Origin of the sequence: Corynebacterium sp. EPI-003-04-2554_SCH2473622, from assembly GCF_001665955.1 — a bacterium.
GTDB lineage: Bacteria > Actinomycetota > Actinomycetes > Mycobacteriales > Mycobacteriaceae > Corynebacterium > Corynebacterium pseudodiphtheriticum.
Genome location: NZ_LZMN01000084.1, coordinates 13774 through 30943 on the forward strand (window position 1 = coordinate 13774; position 17170 = coordinate 30943).

Here is a 17170-nt window from a genome sequence, read left to right on the forward strand (position 1 = left end):
CTAAGGGTGCAACCTGACGTTAACCCTCGAGTTTCAATGAGTCCCAACTAATCCGTTTGTTTTTTAGTTTTCCGGCGTCTACTTTAAGCTGGTACTAGCACACGATAATGCACCGTCTACGGTTTGGGTCCGGTTAAAGGCAAAACCGCAGATGACGGTGCTTCGTCGTGGTTTATTTTTGTTTACTGTCCGTGACCGCGCGTAGAAAAGGTCTATATGAGCAACGCCCCCTCCGTCGCCCACCAAGGCAAAGTGGTGTTCGTCGGCGCCGGACCCGGCAACCCGGACCTTCTAACAGTTCGCGCCAGGGAAGTACTCGCGTACAACGCTATTGCGGTCGCAGACTCGCAGGTGCTTGCTGGAGTACGCGAAATTGTGGGCTCGGCACTGCCAGTGCCCCAAGAAAAACTAGATGCTGCAGAGCAGGAATACGCCCGCATGTGTGCTGAGGCGAAAGCCCAGGGGGCTCGTCGAAAGCCGCCAAGGCCAGCAGCCCCGACGGCTGCTGATGTGCGGGAGTTTGCTGGTTCGGAGCAGGTCGTCACCCAGCTGCACACGGCGTTAGAAGAGGCCGGAGGCAGTGATGTTATCCGGTTGGTTGCCGGTAACCCATTAAATCGGGAAGCGATTTTGGCGGAAATCTCCGCTGTGAGTGCCGCTGGCATGGAATTCCAGGTGGTTCCTGGGATGTCGTTGCCTTCCACAGTGCCGTCGTTTGCAGGATTAGCACTGGGCTCAACCTACACCGAAGCCGATATGACCGATGGCGACGTCGACTGGGACCAATTGTCTGTCGCGACACAACCTATCGTGTTGCAGGCTTGGGCTTCGGACTTGCCGACGATCGCCGACGAGCTGAGCACACGTGGGATGAGCGTTGACACCCCCGCGTTTGTCACAGTCAATGGCACGACACGCTTGCAGCGCACCTATGAGGCGACCCTAGCAACGCTGGGCAAGCTGAACGCAGAGCTTGACGGCATCTTAGTGGTGACCTTAGGGCGCAGCTTTGATGACCGTTCCAAGTATTCCTGGTGGGAGAACCGCCCCCTGTACGGTTGGCGGGTGTTGGTTCCGCGCACGAAAGAGCAAGCCGGTCCAATGTCGGCGCAGCTGGCTTCCTATGGGGCAATTCCGCAATTGGTGCCGACGATTTCTGTGGAACCGCCACGAAACCCAGCCCAGATGGACCGCGCAATCAAAGGCATTGTCGAAGGGCGCTATAAATGGGTCGTGTTCACCAGCGTGAACGCGGTAAAAGTAGTTTGGGACAAGATCGCGGAATTGGGTCTGGATGCCCGCGATTTTGCTGGCGTGCACTTAGCTGCGGTGGGAGGAAAAACCGCCGAAGCTATTCGTGAAAAAGGCATGGTTCCGGAAGCTTTGCCGAAGGCGGACGCACAAAACGCTCATGGCTTAGTGGAATCTTTCCCACCATATGTGGAAGATATTGACGCTGTTGGTCGCGTTCTGCTGCCGCGTGCGGATATTGCCGGTGATGCGTTAGTAGACGGGCTACAGGCGCTCGGTTGGGAAGTTGACGATGTGGTCGCGTACCGGACGGTTCGCGCGGCTCCACCATCAGCGGAAACCCGCGACATGATCAAAACGGGTGCCTTTGATGCGGTGGCGTTTACCTCCGGGTCGACGGTGCGCAACCTCGTGGGTATTGCGGGGAAACCACACCAGCGCACTATCATTGCTTGCATTGGGCCGATGGCGAAAGCCGCGGCAGAAGAGATGGGGCTGCGTGTCGACGTCGTCCCGGAAGTCGCTGATGTTCCGCATCTTATCGACGCCCTGGCGGACCATGTGGCACATCTGCGCGCAACGGGTAACCTTCCGGCTCCGCGGAAAAAACGTCGTACGCGTCGGAAAGCGACGGCTTCGGTAAGCACCAATTCTGGGAGCGCTGCCTCTGGAAAAGCTGATTCTGGAAATTTACTGTCGGAAAGCAGTACACAGACAAGCGCAAGTTAGGGCGGAACCACCGCGTTGTTTCGCTGACTGTGTAGTTGACTAGGTACTAGCTCCACAGCTCCTCTTACCTGGAAAATAAGAAATTTAAGAAAGGTCCCCGAAGTGGATTACCCTCTGTCTCGTCGCCCCCGTCGCCTACGCAGCACCCCCGCATTACGGGAATTAACAGCCGAGACGCACCTGCGCCCCGCTGATTTCATCCTTCCGATGTTCATCGCTGATGGTTTAGACGAGCCGAACCCGATTTCGGCGATGCCGGGCGTTTCTCAGCACACTTTTGATTCCTTGACCCGAGCTGCAGAACAAGCACTGGAACAGGGAGTACGTTGCGTCGATTTGTTTGGAGTCCCGCTCCCAGAGCACAAGGACCAGAACGGATCACAAGCGTGGGCAGAAAGCGGCATCTTAAACCGCGGGATCGCACATCTGCGCAAAGAGTTCGGTGATGACTTGCTAATCATGGCTGATACCTGCCTCGATGAATTCACCAGTCACGGACATTGTGGGCTTCTTGACGCCAACGGAGACGTGCTTAACGACGCAACAGTGGATTGTTACGTGGATATGGCAGTGAGTCAGGCGGCAGCAGGCGCACACCTGGTTTCTCCATCGGGAATGATGGATGGTCAGGTTGCAGCGATCCGCCAGGGGCTGGATTCTGCAGGATATTCCGATGTCGCGATCATGGCTTACTCGGCGAAGTATGCGTCGGCGTTTTTCGGCCCGTTCCGAGAAGCCGTCGGTTCTTCATTGCAAGGGGATCGGCGTACCTACCAACAAGATCCGGCAAACCGACGGGAGTCCTTGCTGGAGGTGCAGCTGGATATTGAGGAAGGCGCAGACTTTGTCATGGTAAAGCCTGCTTTGGCGTACTTGGATATCATCAGCGAGGTTGCCGAGTTTTCTCCTGTGCCAGTTGCCGCCTACCAGGTTTCTGGTGAATACTCCATGATCCAAGCTGCTGGTCATAACGGTTGGATTGACCGTGATGCCGTAATGATGGAGTCGTTGTTGAGCATTAAGCGTGCGGGCGCCAATCAAATCCTGACGTACTTTGCGACGGATGCAGCCCGGCTGTTAAACCAGCGCTAAGATGCCTGCCGGTTGACCCGTTCTGTCTGCTACCGTGCACAAAAACCACACAGTGTATAAGGTGCACCCTATGGTGAATATGCAGCCTCAGTCCCGTGAGCCAGAGTTGTCGACTAAGAATGCCGCAAACGCGAACAGCGTTTCACCGCGGGCTGATGGCGCGAAAGTGAAGAATTTGCAGGAGCAGAGCGTGACAAGCCCGTCCCCGAAAAATTCCCGACGCCCGCAACAGCCGGAATCTGTGCGTTTTTATACGCGGCTGTGGGCGTTCGTGCTGCTTGTGGAGTTTGTCCACCAAGTTCTCAATATCGCTCTGGCGTTGTGGGATCCTTCTGAACTGCAAGCCCAGGCTGCTAGCAGTATCGAAGAAAGTGGTCAGGCAATTAGTGAGAGTTTGCTGAACTTTGGTGTTTACGGCTCTATTGTATTGATGGGGCTGATCTCCGTACTGCTGCTTGGACTACTGGCAACGATGCTGTATTTGCTTAATAAGCAACATAAGCGGGCAGGTTTGGCACGGCGGATGCTGTTTTTCTTTGGCCTATATTTCACGTTCCGCCTGGTTGTTATTTTTGGGTCTTCTGGCAACCCGTTGTCCGAAATTCCGGAAGTTTTCTACATTATTGACGGCAATCTGCAGGTTCTTGTTGGTGTTGCTGCTGTCCTTACTCTCATATTCGGAGGCCGAAATGAGACGCTGGACTACACCGGGGAGCTAGAACGTATGCGCCAGATGGAGCAAGAACTACGCGCTGAGCAGGAACGGCGTGCGCAAAAGAAAAAAGAGAAGCAAGCTAAGAAGCAAGCGGAGCGCGAGGCCCGAAGTTCCGGGAAAGGCGAAGATGCCCAAAAAGCGCAGAAGATCTCGCAGGACGCAGAGCGCTAAAGAAGAAAACGCTGGTGGAAGTTCCTGCATGATTGCCCAGGGACGCTGCTAGGCCGGTTTCGTTCTAGGTTGCGACCTCGTGGATAATGGGAGCTATGACGCGTCGGAATTTAAACAATTCGCCTTTCCTTGATGCCGCCTTTGGGCGGACCCCAAGCCGCACTCCGGTGTGGTTTATGCGCCAGGCTGGCCGTAGCCTTCCTGAGTACCGGAAGTTGCGCGAGGGCACGAGCATGTTGGACGCGTGTTTTCAGCCTGAGATGCTCGCTGAAATTACGATGCAGCCTGTGCGGCGCCACGATGTCGACGCCGCGATTTTGTTTTCAGACATTGTGATCCCGTTGAAAGCAGCGGGTGTTGATGTCGAAATTGTTCCGGGGCGGGGGCCGGTGCTGGCGCAACCTGTGCGCACGCCTCAGGACGTGCGCGATCTACCGGTGCTGGACGACGATATTTCGGAGGTATCCGAGGGAATCGAGATAATTCTGGATGAACTGACGGATTCGCAGGCGCTGATTGGTTTCATCGGTGCGCCGTTTACTTTGGCTAGTTACCTCGTGGAAGGTGGGCCGTCGAAAAACCATGAGCGTACAAAATCGTTGATGCATTCTGATCCGAACACCTGGCATTTGCTGATGGAGAAAATCACCCCTACGGTGACGCGATTTTTGCAGACGCAGATTACGGCGGGAATTGATGCCATGCAGCTGTTTGACTCCTGGGCTGGGTATCTCACAGAGCGTGATTACCGCGAATTTGTGTTGCCGTATTCGCAGCGCATTCTTGAATCGGTGCGGGGCGAGATTCCCCGTATTCATTTCGGCGTCGGCACGGGTGAACTGCTTGGTGCCATGAGCCAGGCGGGTTCTGAGGTTATGGGTGTGGATTGGCGCGTGCCGCTGGATAGTGCAGCTGAGCGAATTTGCCAGTCCGCGGGGCCACGCGTGTTGCAGGGCAATTTGGACCCAGCGATTTTGTTTAGCGGTGAGCAGGCGATGGCCCGCGAGATTACCCGTATTAAAGGGGAAGCTGCGGCTGCGGTTTCCGCTGGTAATGCCACGGGACACATTTTCAATTTGGGGCATGGCGTGCTACCTAACACAGCCCCGGAAGACATTACGAAGGCTGTGGAACTTATTCATGAAACTGGCACTGGGGCAGTTGCTGCGCCAGCAACTCGCTGAAAGAGCATGGGCGCCGGAATTTGCGCGCTGAAAGCTATCTAGACGGCTGCTGCCGTCGCCTTCACAACCTGACTAATTCGGAGTATTTTTCTCATGACTCGTTGCGCGATTATTGGAGCCGGACTCGCCGGTTTGACTGCTGCTTATCAGCTGCGCCAGGAGCTGCCCTCTGCACAAATTGATGTGTGGGAAGGTGCGGAGCGTATTGGCGGTAAGTTGCACACGGTGCCCTTTGACGGCGGCCCGGTTGATATGGGGGCGGAAGCGTTTTTAGCCCGGCGGGATGATGCGCGTGAGTTTTTTGCAGAGTTGGGCCTTGCTGACGAGATTGTTTATCCCTCTGTTTTGCGCCCGTTGTTGTATTCCCAGGAGACCACTCATCCGTTGCCAACCGCCGGGGTGATGGGGATTCCGGCAACGGGGCAAGCTGTGGCGGGTCTGGTGAGTCCGGAAACGGTCAAGTCCATCGATGCGGAAGCGCAACGAGAGCCAATTGCTTGGGAGCTGGGTGGCGATCAAAGCCTGGGATTATTGGTGCGTGATCGTTATGGGGATGAAGTCGTCGATCGTTGTGTTTCTGCGTTGTTGGGTGGGGTGTACTCCTGTGCTGCGGATGATTTGGGGGTTCGTGCCACGGTTCCGGCTTTAGCGAATGCTTTAGATGAGTTGGTGCGCGACGGCGGGCCGGTCACGCTGAGTGCTGCTGTTGCCAAGGTTCTTGCTGCGGGTGAAAAAGCTGCTTCGCCGCAGACTTCTAGTGGGTCGAAGCCCGCCCCGGTTTTCGGCACTTTCCGCAACGGGTATGCCACCTTGTATGAGCGGTTGGCGCAGGCTTCTGATGCTGAGATTTACCTGGAAACTTTTGTGACTGGAATTGCGGAGGTCCCGAGTTCGGAGGTTGCAAGCCATTCGGGGGCTACTAGCTCCGACCAGGTGGGCTCCGACGCTCAGCAATCTGACTCTGCTACTTTGCAGTCGGCATCTGCTGCAGCTACCAGGTATCGGCTGCTTGGCCTGGGCGTGGATGAAACTCTTTACGACGCCGTCTTGGTTGCGGCTCCAGCTCCGATGGCAGCGCGGATCTTGAAATCCTTACCTGGTCCTACCGCGAAGGCGGCGGAGATCATGAGCTCCATCAAGTTGGCAAGTGCTGCTGTTGTCGGCTTGCGTTTTGCTTCGGATGTGGACCCAGCAGGTAATGCGCTTCCGGAAAACTCCGGGATTCTTGTTGCTGCTGATCAACCTGGGGTGACGGCGAAAGCGTTTACGTTGTCATCTCGGAAATGGCCACATTTGGCGGAGCGAGGCGCGATAGTGCGCGCCAGCTTTGGTCGTTTCGGTGATGACGCGATCACTCGGGCGCCGGAAGATGAACTCGTGGATTATGCTCTTGATGATCTCGCTGCACTCACTGGTTTCGATGGTCGTGCGGCTGGTGTTGAAGAGATTTACACGCAGCGTTGGTTTGGTGGGTTGCCGCGTTATGATTACACCCATACAGAAACTGTGCAGCGTGCGGAAGAAGTGCTTGCCGACGTAGACCGTATCGCCGTGACTGGAGCGTGGGCTGGTGGCGTTGGCGTCCCGGCGGTGATTGCGCATGCGCGCAAGGCAGCGCAAAATCTTGCTCGTCAGTTGTAGGAACTCGCCGGTTCTAGAGGGGCACCACCTCTAGGCTTGAATTCTCGTAGGTGACAGACCCCGTAAGCTAGGGGTTATGACTCAGGACAATTCACATGCAGCTGTAGATTCCTTGACCGTAGAAACCACAAGTGTAGAAACCGCACGTGTAGAAACCACAAGGCATTCTGCTTCCGGTGCCTCTACAGGTAACGGGGCTGACGTTGATGCCAGTTCCAGCGCTACATTGCCTTCGGCGCGCTCGGAAGAGTGGTTTCGTCGCGCTGTGAATATCACCCCGGGTGGTGTGAACTCTCCAGCTCGTACCTTTGATGCGGTTGGAGGCACTGCGCGGTTTATTACTCATGGCAAGGGCTCTCGTTTGTTTGACGTTGACGGAAACGAGTATGTCGATTTGCTGTGTTCTTATGGCCCAGGGATTCACGGTAATGCGCATCTGGAGATTGTTGCGGCGGTAGCTCGTGCCGCGGAGAAGGGGCTAGGTTTCGGCACACCGACCACGGGTGAGGTGGAACTGGCTGAGTTGATTGCGCAGCGCACTGCCGTGGACAAGGTCCGCCTGGTTAATTCGGGTACTGAGGCCACGATGACTGCGGTTCGCCTGGCACGCGGTTATACGGGGAAGAGCAAGATCATCAAGTTCCAGGGCTGTTATCACGGGCATGTCGATGCTCTGCTGGCTTCCGCAGGTTCGGGTGTATTGACGTCGTCAAGCCCGGATTCTCCTGGTGTGACTAAGGCACAGGCCTCGGAAACCATCGTCGTCCCGTATAACGATTTGGAGGCTGTGCGCCAGGCGTTTGCCGAGAATCAGGGGGAGGTTGCTGCGGTGATCGCGGAAGCAGCCGCCGGGAATATGGGAACTGTCGCCCCGGAGGATGGGTTCAACCAGGCGTTGAAGCAGCTTGCGCACGATAACGGTGCTTTGCTGATCCTCGATGAGGTCATGACTGGGTTCCGTACTTCGTATCAGGGGTGGTACGGCATTGATGGTGTGGCTGGTGATTTGGTGACCTTCGGCAAGGTCATTTCGGGAGGGTTGCCCGCCGCTGCTTTCGGCGGCCGTGCTGACATCATGGCTCACCTGGCGCCAGAAGGCCCCGTTTATCAGGCTGGAACCTTGTCTGGTAATCCGGTTGCTGTTGCCGCGGGCACCAAGTCGTTGCAGCTTGCCGACGAATCCCTATACCAGCGCATCGGCGCGCACGCGGATACTCTTAGCGAGATGATTTCGCGTGCATTGCAGGCGGAAGGCGTTGCCCACAATATTCAGCGTGCCGGCACCATGTTGTCCGTTCGTTTTGCTGAAGGGCCGGGGCGCAACTTCGCTGATATGCAAGCTGCCGATACGTTCCGTTTCGGTCCGTTTTTCCATGCTTTGCTGGATAACGGGGTAGTAGTTCCACCTTCGGCTTTTGAGACCTGGTTTGTGCACGACGCTTTGGGCGATGCAGACTTTGAAATTCTCGAAAAAGCGCTCGCACCGGCGGCGAAGGCTGCAGCTGCTGCACAGCCGATGAATTAATGGTTGCGGTTTAGTCTCCGCGCACCGACCATGCCTCGACTGGGATTCTGAGACTCTGGGGTTCTGGGGTTTTGAGGTTCAGGGATTACGAGCGTGCTCTAGTCGCTTGCGTCCAGCCAACAGTGAACCTGCGCTAGGCTGGACGCTATTCGAAATGCCATTTCGCGCAGCTGACGAATCCTAATGTCAGGAAAAGGAGAATTGCCCCATGCTGAATATCTCATCCAGTGATCACTCTGCAGCCAACCAAGCGAAACAAGCCAACCCAGCCAACCAATCGCATGAAACCAAGAAATCCGGTGGTACTGGTTCGGAGGTTCCGGTGACTATCGTGCACCTGGTACGGCATGGGGAAGTTTTTAACCCGGGCAAGATCCTTTATGGCCGGATTCCGGGTTATCATTTGTCTTCCCGGGGCCACTCTATGGCTGCCCGCACTGCGAAATCTTTCGCAGGTCATGATGTGGCTTATCTGGCGGCATCACCGTTGCTTCGGGCGCAGCAGACAGCGCAACCAATCTCTAAAGTCACAGGCCTAGACGTTGAGGAATGCCCACAGGTTATCGAATCGGGAAATGATTTCGAGGGTCTGCGCACGAAGGGCTTGCGTTCGCAGTTGTGGAACCCAAAACGCTGGCTGCAGATGTATAACCCTCTGGAACCATCTTGGGGCGAGCCGTTTGTGGATATTGCTGATCGTATGATGGCAGCAGTGCACGATATCCGCGATAAAGCCGAAGGCCACGAGGGTATTGTGGTTTCTCACCAGTTGCCGATTGTCATGGTGCAACGCACGGTGCGCGGCCAGGCGTTGGCACATGCCCCATGGAATCGCGAGTGTGCGCTGGCGTCGGTAACCAGCTTGGTATTTAGCGGAAAGGATATTATTGATATCCGCTATTCCACGCCGGCTCGGGAAATATAATTTTCCATACCAAGGTGAACCATCTGGGGTTTGGTGCCCAGGTCTCAACTTGGCTCAGCTGTCATGTTGGGTGATACTAGGGGCACTATGATTACGACTTTTGGACCATCCCGGCGTTCCCGTACCGTCGCGTCTCTTGTGCTGGCAGGTGTAATGTCGTTGACTTTGGCGGCATGTGCGTCGGAAGAAGCCAATAAGAATGCTGTTTCCGACGTGGGCGGTACTTTCGAGTTCCATACTCCGGGTGGGCAAACGGAAATTTTCTATGACGAATCTGAGCGTCGTCCGATTGCGAATCTACGCGGTCCGTCTTTGATGAACGAGGATGAGACCTTGTCTCTTGATGATTTCGCTGGAGAGGTCGTCGTTCTGAACTCGTGGGGCCAGTGGTGTGCTCCCTGTCGCGCGGAAGTAGACGATTTGCAGCGTGCTCATGAGGAGCTCAGTGAATCGGGCGGCACCGTGTTGGGCATTAACGTCCGGGACTACAATCAAACGATCTCGCAGGATTTCGTTAAAGATAACGGCGTGGAGTACCCGTCGATTTATGATCCGCCGTTCCGTTCCGCGGCTGCGTTGGGTGGTATTCCGACTTCTGTGGTGCCGACGACGATCATCCTGGATAAACAGCACCGCCCGGCTGCGGTTTTCTTGCGGGAGGTTACCGATCAGGACATTCTTGATGCGGCATTACCGCTTCTCGACGAAAGTTAAACGCTGGTAGTGTCTGTCGTGCCTGTAGCCTCTATGGATTTTATGAACCCGTCAAACCTGTCGAGCCTATCGAACCTATTCAATTCGGAGTTCTCGCGTGCAGCGTTGTCGGAACAAGCAGCGAGCGCCGGTTTTATCGCAAGTGCGAGTGTCAGTGCTAGTACTAGCAGTACCGCGGTGTCCTCGGTTGCTGCTGCGTCGGCGTCTGCATCATCATTCGCAGACGCCGCGGCAAGTGGCCCGCTTGTCCTAGGTTTTCTTGCCGCCGCGTTGGCCGGACTCGTGTCTTTTGCTTCCCCGTGTGTCGTTCCGTTGGTGCCCGGCTACATTTCTTACCTTGCGGGTGTTGCGGGTGGCTCGGTGGAGCTGGATGATCGTTATGGTGTCCGCGTCGCCAAGCGTCGCCAGTGGGCCGTGGTTGGGGCTTCGTTGCTTTTTATTGCCGGTTTTACCACGGTGTTTCTCCTGGCAACCGTCTCTGTTTTCGGGGCCTTGAGTGCCATTAATGCCAATGCCGAAACCCTACAACGGGTTGGTGGTGTCGTCACGATCCTGATGGGTGTCGTGTTTTTGGGTGGCGTGAGGTTCCTGCAGCGTGACACCCGTGTGGAACCGAGAAAATGGAGTACCTGGGTGGGTGCTCCGCTGCTGGGGGGCGTGTTTGCGCTGGGCTGGACTCCGTGTTTGGGGCCGACTCTTGCAGCGATCATTTCGATTTCGGCCGGTACTGAAGGCAGTACCGCGGCCCGGGGTGTGCTCATGATCATCGGTTATTGCCTGGGTCTGGGGCTGCCGTTTGTGCTGTTTGCGCTGGGTTCGGCCAAGGCCATGCGCTCTATTGACTGGTTGCGGAAGAATTCCCGCATTATCCAGACCATCGGAGGCGTACTCATGATCCTTGTTGGGCTTGCCCTGGCAACGGGTGTATGGGCGGAGTTCATTAACTATATTCGGCAGTGGACTTTTGATTATGGAACGACTCTGATTTAGCCTGCCGCCCCAGGCCCATCACCCCAGTCCTATCACCCTAGCCACCCAACCCGCTGACTATTCCCGCGATTTTCCTTAAGGAGCTCACCGTGGACAACACCGCGCGCAAATCTTGGTTGCCTTGGCGACTGTTGAAGCGAGCCTGGCGTTGGTTAACCAGTATGCGTACGGCGTTGGTGTTGTTGTTCCTGCTGGCCATCGCCGCGGTGCCGGGTGCGCTGTTGCCACAGCGTTCGTTGAATGAGGAAAACGTCAACGAGTACATCGCAAATAACGGTAAGCTCGCCGAGGTTTATGATTCGTTGCAGCTTTTCGACGTCTTTCAGTCCTCGTGGTTTATCGCGATTTTCACGTTGCTGGCGGCCTCGTTGGTTGGCTGTATTATCCCGCGTAGTTGGGATCACTATAAGGCGTGGCGTGCGCGCCCGACTCGAGCCCCGCGTTTCTTGCACCGGATGCCGCATCACCACACGGGCACCTTGGACAAGTCGCTTGCCGACGCCCGTGCGGAGACGTTAAGGCTGCTGCGCCGATGGCGGATCTCGGAGTTTAGCGCCGATGAGGACCGCGCCGGGAGACCGTCTATTTCTGCGGAGCGCGGTTATGGGCGTGAATTGGCGAATTTGTTATTCCACATCGCGTTGGTTGCCATTTTGGTGACGGTGGCTGCAGGGCGCATGGTCTATTACGAGGGCCAGGTCATTATTGTTACTGAGTCTGGTAGTTATGACCACGCGGCGGAGCTGGATCAGTCCACTGAATTCTGTAATACTTCCGTCTCAAGCTATGACTCTTTCCGCGCCGGGCCGCTTTTCGACGGCACGGGCCTGAACCCATTCTGTTTCATTGCCCATAATTTTCAGGCAGATTATCTGCCTAATGGGCAGGCGGAGATGTTCAGTTCTGATATTTCCTATGCCCTGGGCGACGAGATTTTCTCGGACCCGGAGACGTGGGACGACTATCAGTTGCGGGTGAATGATCCGTTGCGTATTGATGGCGATCGCGTGTATTTGCAAGGTCACGGTTTCGCTCCGACGTTTACCGTGAAGTGGCCTAATGGGGAAACCCGGACCCAGACTTGGCAGTTCCGGCCGGATGATTTGGTGAACTTCTTGTCTTCCGGTGCGATGCGTTTCGATCCTCCCGCCGGCATGTATCCCGATCTGTATGAGCGCCGACAGAATCAGATTGCGCTGCAGGGGCTGTTCGCGCCGACGGCTGATTGGCAAGGTGAAAACGGTGAGCTATTGACTTCGGCTTTCCCAGAGATGCGTGATCCTGCGGTCGCGATTGATGTTTACCGGGGTGATGCCGGATTGGATACGGGTATCGCACAATCGATTTTTGACCTGGACCAAACGCTGATTCATAGCGGCCAATTGCAGAAGTTGGAGCGCGTGAACTTGGAAGTAGGCGAGTCCATCACCCTGGACGATGGTACTGAGTTGACTTTCGACGGTGCTTCGGAGTTTGCGAACTACCAGATCGCGCATGATCCGTTCCAGCGGTGGGTGTTGCTGTCGACGATCGTGATGTTGTTGTCGTTGGTGGGTTCGCTGGTGATTAAGCGCCGCCGTATTTGGGTGCGGTTTACGGATAACGGCGATGGCACCACCGGTATCGAGATGGCTGGCTTGGCGCGCACGGACCGCGCCGGTTGGGGTGAAGAACTGGACAGGATGTACCGGGAGTTGTTTGCTTTGCCGGATCCGGATGATGTGGAAGAAGACGATTTGTATGCGCGGGATTAAGTCATCTGGCTGCTAAGCCAGATCGGTTGGGCCAGATCGGCTAGGCCAGATCGGCTAGGTCAGGTCGGCTAAGCCGGTGGTGCTCGGTTTGGTGGGGCACCGCCTGGTGGTTCAGGCTTAGGTGTTTATCATCCGAAAGGATTATGTCCGCCCTATCATTAGTTGAGGTGGGGACTCGTTCTGCTGTAGTTTGAAAAGGCCATGTTTCCTGCGACATCCGCGGATGTTGGTCCGGAAACGTCGTGATCACGATAAGAAAGTGTGAATTAATGCTTGCTGATCAAACGCTGTCCAATTTCTCGGACCTGATGTTCCGGACGACGTTCGTTATTTACGCGATTGCCCTGGTTGTGGCCCTGGTGTTTTATGTCAAGGTGCAAAGCGTGATCGACGCACACCGGCAACGCGAACGCGTTGGGGCCGACGGTCGCGCTGCTGACGATAACCGCGATGCTGATGCAGGGGCCGGTGCTAAAACAGTCGGCAAATTGGAAGCTGGTGCCCGCAAGTGGTCAGGTATGGCGCAGACGCTGATCTGGCTGGGAATTATTGTTCATGCAGGGGCTGTGCTTACTCGTGGCTTGGCGAACAGCCGGTTCCCGTTCGGCAACATGTATGAGTATTCGCTCATGCTGACTTTGCTCACCATGGTTGTTGCGGCTGTGGTTGTTGGCCAGCGCCAAGAATGGCGCGTGCTGTGGCCGTGGCTGCTGATTCCCGTCATTATCTTGATGTTCGTTGGCGGGTCACACCTATATGCAGAATCTGCCCCATTAGTTCCGGCACTGCGTTCGTTCTGGTTGCCGATCCACGTGGGCATTGCTGTCTTAGGCGGTTCCATCGGCATGCTTTCGGGTGTCGCTTCGCTGCTGTACTTGTTGCGACGTTGGCAGCCAAAAGGCGAGGAGAGTGACGGCATTGCCGGTGTGATCGTGAAACCACTGCCTAGCGCGAAAAAGCTTGACGGGCTGGCCTATAAGTCTGCGATTGTGACCTTGCCGGTCCTTGGCCTGGGGCTCTTGCTGGGGGCGATTTGGGCAGAAGCGGCGTGGGGTAGGCCATGGAACTGGGACCCGAAAGAAACCGTTTCCCTAATTTCCTGGATCTTATACGCGGCGTATCTGCATGCCCGTGCCACCGCCGGGTGGCGTGCCATGCGGGCGGCTTGGATTAACATTATCGCGCTGGCCACCATGATCTTTAACTTCTTCTTTATCAACATGGTGGTGTCGGGCCTACATTCTTATGCTGGGCTGAACTAGGCCGCAACGTGTGCCCTGAGATGCGCGCGCTGCGGCGTGTGTCCGGGGCAGCTGTGTCCGTCAATGAGTGTCCGGCAACTAGTGCTCGGCAAACAGTGTTCGGGGAGCCCATGCCCGCGGCTATTTTCGGACTCTCCCCCAACGGTGTAAACTAAAGTGACGCGATACCGTCATGCTTAATGTCGGCGGTATCGGCTGAAGTAGGTTTTACTGGTCGTCGGGTTTCGCGTCGTCTTTCTTATTATTTGGGTAACGCGAGTCGTTTGTTGGGTCTGATCCAGTTGCATCGCCCGAGGGGGTTGTGTCGCCGGGGAGATTTGTATCGGGAGCATCATTTGTTTGGGATGCTCCCTTGGCCTCGCCTTGGCTACGAGGTTGCCGCTGTTGATGCTCGTGGCGTTGCTGTCGCTCTTGTTCTTGACGGCGACGTTCTTTAAACCGATTCTTTTCGATATTCCACAGGAACTCTTCGTCATCGTCTGGCCCTTTAATCGCTGGGCGTTCAGCAGTTTTCATCTGGCGATTTTGATTCCAGGATGCTGGACCAAAAGCCTTCCACACCAAGACTGCAGCCAGGATTATTAGCGCTAACAAGATCAGCTTTCCCATACTGATCATTTTACGGCACGATCGGTGCGTTTTAGGATGAATCTTGTGACTAATCAACCAGACAGTAATGGTGCACGAACCCGTATCCCGAATGGGGTGGATCGGGAAGGCGCACAAGGCGCAGAAGGCTCGGGTCCGTCCAGCAATAGCCCGCGTGCCACCGAAAGTGCTAACCCAGCTTCGCGTGATGAATCCCAGCACAGTTTTGCACCTGCTGAAGAACCCCAACTGGACCCGCAAACTCGCAAGCAGGCAACCCGTGCGATGCTGAAATACGGGGCTGCCCGCTTGGGGCTGTTTTTGGGGCTGACCATCGTGATTCAGGCGCTAGCAGTACTCATCGGAGCCCAAGTTCCATTAGTTGTGTCTGCACTTCTGGCGCTGTTGGTGGCGCTGCCGCTGTCGATGCTGATCTTCAAAAAACTTCGCATCGAAACCACCGAGGCCGTCGCTAAGCTGGCGCAGCAGCGCAAAGCCCGCAAAGAATGGGTCAACCGGGAACTAGCTGGCCGTTAGCAACCTGCCGTCACGTTAACTACCGAAAATCCCGGCCACCACGGCCATGACCGGCAGGGAAGCAAACGTCGTCAAGAAAACGGTATCGCGGGTAACAGTGAGACCTTTTTGGTAGGTCGCGGCGTAGTTGTACACGTTTTGTGCCGTCGGCAAGCAGGCTAAGATCACGGCGACGTAGAGGTGGTCACTGCTTAGCCCCAGTGCCAGGCCAGCCAACCACGCGAATACCGGCATGAGCACGAGCTTCATGGCAGTGGAGGTGATGACGGCGGGGCGATCCGCTGGGTCGTCGAGGATCTGGATTGAGGTCAGAGAAGCGCCAAAACTGATCAAAATCATCGGGATGGATGCGCCGCCAATAATCGACATCGGCTCCATCACAACCTCCGGGATTTCCCACCCAGCCACCGCAACAATCATGCCTGCAATTCCCGCGAGCACCAGCGGAGACAAAAACCCGGAGCGGATGCCATCAATAATCTTCGCCCCTCGGGTGCGCCCATGCCCGTCGTTGAGCGCAGCCAGAATAAACGGGGTGAAAAACACCATCTGCAGCATCAAGATCGAAATTACCCAGGTGGCTTCACCTACCACGTAGATGCTCACCGGCAGACCGATATTCACGGAGTTGAAATAAAACGATGAGGCCGCGCCCATGGTGGTCGTCGGCAAGTCTTTCGGGAAAAACAGGCGGGAGGCGATGATGTAGCTTGCGCCCGTGAGCAGGCTGGCGACAACGACGGCGGCAAGTACCGGGGAAAAGAGTGTGCTCGGATTGGATTTCGCGAGCGAGGTAAACAGCAGGCAGGGCGTGGCGGCGTAAAAGGCAGTTTTGTTCAGGACCAGCCGTTGGGAATCGTTGCCGATGACACCGGATTTGGATAGAGCAAAGCCCACGGCGATGATTGACAAGATGATGGTAAAAGCAGTGATCACACCTGCCATATATGCCCTCCTATGGGCTTTTTGAGGCTTCTTGGGCCTTTCTTAGGCTTGACGACGACTACTGACTCCGGTGTCGGTCAAGACCAGAACTAATCCTGACTTACGCTCAACCTAGGCCAACGGAATCAAGGCTAGCGCAATCTAGGCCAATGCCAGGGCGATAAACATGAGCCCGGACCACAAGGCCATCGCGCGCCCAGTCAGTGCCAACACGGTGACCAGTTGCCCACCGCGTGCCCCCGAATTTACTCGGTGCAGGGCTTTCAGTGTCCAGTAACCGGAAACAAACGCGATCCAGGTGGCCGGGAATGCCAAGATGCCGACAAGAAACGTTACGACGTATGGGATGGCAAGCAAAACGGTATATAGCTTGCGGGAGGCTGAGTCGCCCAGGATCACCGCCAGGGTGCGTTTGCCTGCTGGCTTGTCGGTGGCGATATCGCGGATGTTGTTGGTTAAGTTCACCGCGGACGACATCGCGCCGACGGAAATAGCCAAACCAATACCGACTTCAGAGATGGCACCGGCTTGGGTGTATTCGGTGCCCAACACGGCGATGAGGCCAAAGAAAATGAAGATCGCGACCTCACCCAGGCCCTTATAGCCATACGGGTTTTTCCCTCCGGTATAAAACCAGGCCCCGGCCAAGCACACCGCGCCTACAAGGATCAGCCACCAGGCAGAAAGTAGCGCCAGGATCAGACCTGCCACACCTGCGACGCCGAAGGAGATGAAAGCAGCCTTTTTCACGTCTGCAGGCCGGGCAAGCTTGCTGGCGGTGAGCCGGGTGGGGCCGGTGCGTTCGTCGTCGGTGCCACGGATGCCGTCCGAATAATCGTTCGCGTAATTGACCCCGATGACCAAAGCCCAGGAGACGATCAGGGCTAATAAGAATGGAAAGAATTTCCCGGAATTTTGGTACAGCGCTGCGCCTGTTCCGGCCAGAACCGGAGCGAACGCATTCGGCCACGTATGCGGTCGTGCCGCCTGGATCCAATCGCGGGTAGTGGCCGAATATGTTGTAGCGCTCATGCATTCATTGTGCGCTACATTGCATGTCATTAACAAACACCAAATGACATTGATGGAACTCGGTGCTGCGAGGGTCAGCAGGTTTTCGTCATGGCTTGACTGAAGCATTCGTGAG

15 protein-coding genes are annotated in these 17170 nt (G+C 56.0%); 12 read left to right on the plus strand and 3 right to left on the minus strand.

The features are described 5' to 3' along the window. Positions 1-216: 216 nt before the first annotated feature. The 11 genes from A5774_RS10000 to ccsB all read left to right on the plus strand — a co-directional run bounded on the left by A5774_RS10000 (position 217) and on the right by ccsB (position 13953). On the plus strand, positions 217-1980 hold the full coding sequence (locus A5774_RS10000; RefSeq protein ID WP_231892414.1) for a uroporphyrinogen-III synthase: 1764 nt from the start codon (positions 217-219) through the stop codon (positions 1978-1980). Positions 1981-2082: 102 nt separating this feature from the next. Continuing rightward, entirely contained in the window at positions 2083-3072 is a 990-nt protein-coding gene (gene hemB, locus A5774_RS10005) for a porphobilinogen synthase (RefSeq protein ID WP_064834671.1), read from the plus strand. A 70-nt stretch (positions 3073-3142) separates the two neighbouring features. Further along, the gene (locus tag A5774_RS10010; RefSeq protein WP_082936203.1) at positions 3143-3958 is read left to right on the plus strand and encodes a hypothetical protein; all 816 of its coding nucleotides are present in this window, start codon (positions 3143-3145) and stop codon (positions 3956-3958) included. 86 nt (positions 3959-4044) lie between these two features. Further along, on the plus strand, positions 4045-5142 hold the full coding sequence (gene hemE, locus A5774_RS10015; protein WP_064834672.1) for a uroporphyrinogen decarboxylase: 1098 nt from the start codon (positions 4045-4047) through the stop codon (positions 5140-5142). A gap of 93 nt (positions 5143-5235) precedes the next feature. After that, positions 5236-6783 (plus strand): protoporphyrinogen oxidase, encoded by a 1548-nt coding sequence (hemG, locus tag A5774_RS10020; protein WP_064834673.1) that lies wholly within the window; start codon positions 5236-5238, stop codon positions 6781-6783. 76 nt (positions 6784-6859) lie between these two features. Then, complete coding sequence (hemL, locus tag A5774_RS10025) at positions 6860-8308, plus strand: glutamate-1-semialdehyde 2,1-aminomutase (RefSeq protein WP_231892415.1); 1449 nt, start codon at positions 6860-6862, stop codon at positions 8306-8308. A 208-nt stretch (positions 8309-8516) separates the two neighbouring features. Further along, on the plus strand, positions 8517-9233 hold the full coding sequence (locus tag A5774_RS10030) for a histidine phosphatase family protein (protein WP_021352120.1): 717 nt from the start codon (positions 8517-8519) through the stop codon (positions 9231-9233). Between the two features lie 87 nt (positions 9234-9320). Further along, positions 9321-9947, plus strand: coding sequence for a TlpA disulfide reductase family protein (locus tag A5774_RS10035; RefSeq protein WP_023018908.1), 627 nt, complete (start codon positions 9321-9323; stop codon positions 9945-9947). 177 nt (positions 9948-10124) lie between these two features. Next, entirely contained in the window at positions 10125-10937 is an 813-nt protein-coding gene (locus A5774_RS10040; protein WP_064834711.1) for a cytochrome c biogenesis CcdA family protein, read from the plus strand. A 161-nt stretch (positions 10938-11098) separates the two neighbouring features. Then, positions 11099-12691, plus strand: a complete 1593-nt coding sequence (locus A5774_RS10045; protein ID WP_064834712.1) for a cytochrome c biogenesis protein ResB — start codon at positions 11099-11101, stop codon at positions 12689-12691. A 269-nt stretch (positions 12692-12960) separates the two neighbouring features. Beyond that, positions 12961-13953, plus strand: coding sequence for a c-type cytochrome biogenesis protein CcsB (gene ccsB, locus A5774_RS10050; RefSeq protein WP_064834674.1), 993 nt, complete (start codon positions 12961-12963; stop codon positions 13951-13953). 207 nt (positions 13954-14160) lie between these two features. Here the strand turns inward: ccsB and A5774_RS11795 are convergent, their stop codons facing one another. After that, the gene (locus tag A5774_RS11795; RefSeq protein WP_064834675.1) at positions 14161-14562 is read right to left on the minus strand and encodes a hypothetical protein; all 402 of its coding nucleotides are present in this window, start codon (positions 14560-14562) and stop codon (positions 14161-14163) included. A gap of 45 nt (positions 14563-14607) precedes the next feature. Here A5774_RS11795 and A5774_RS12045 point away from each other — a divergent pair, with 45 nt between their 5' ends. Beyond that, positions 14608-15078: a DUF4229 domain-containing protein gene (locus A5774_RS12045; RefSeq protein ID WP_021352114.1), complete on the plus strand. Its 471-nt coding sequence runs from the start codon at positions 14608-14610 to the stop codon at positions 15076-15078. A 15-nt stretch (positions 15079-15093) separates the two neighbouring features. Here A5774_RS12045 and A5774_RS10065 read toward each other — a convergent pair whose 3' ends face one another. Together A5774_RS10065 and A5774_RS10070 are read right to left on the minus strand one after the other, a co-directional pair. Beyond that, positions 15094-16023, minus strand: a complete 930-nt coding sequence (locus tag A5774_RS10065) for an AEC family transporter (protein WP_064834676.1) — start codon at positions 16021-16023, stop codon at positions 15094-15096. 141 nt (positions 16024-16164) lie between these two features. Beyond that, on the minus strand, positions 16165-17055 hold the full coding sequence (locus A5774_RS10070) for a 1,4-dihydroxy-2-naphthoate polyprenyltransferase (RefSeq protein ID WP_064834677.1): 891 nt from the start codon (positions 17053-17055) through the stop codon (positions 16165-16167). Positions 17056-17170: the final 115 nt, after the last annotated feature.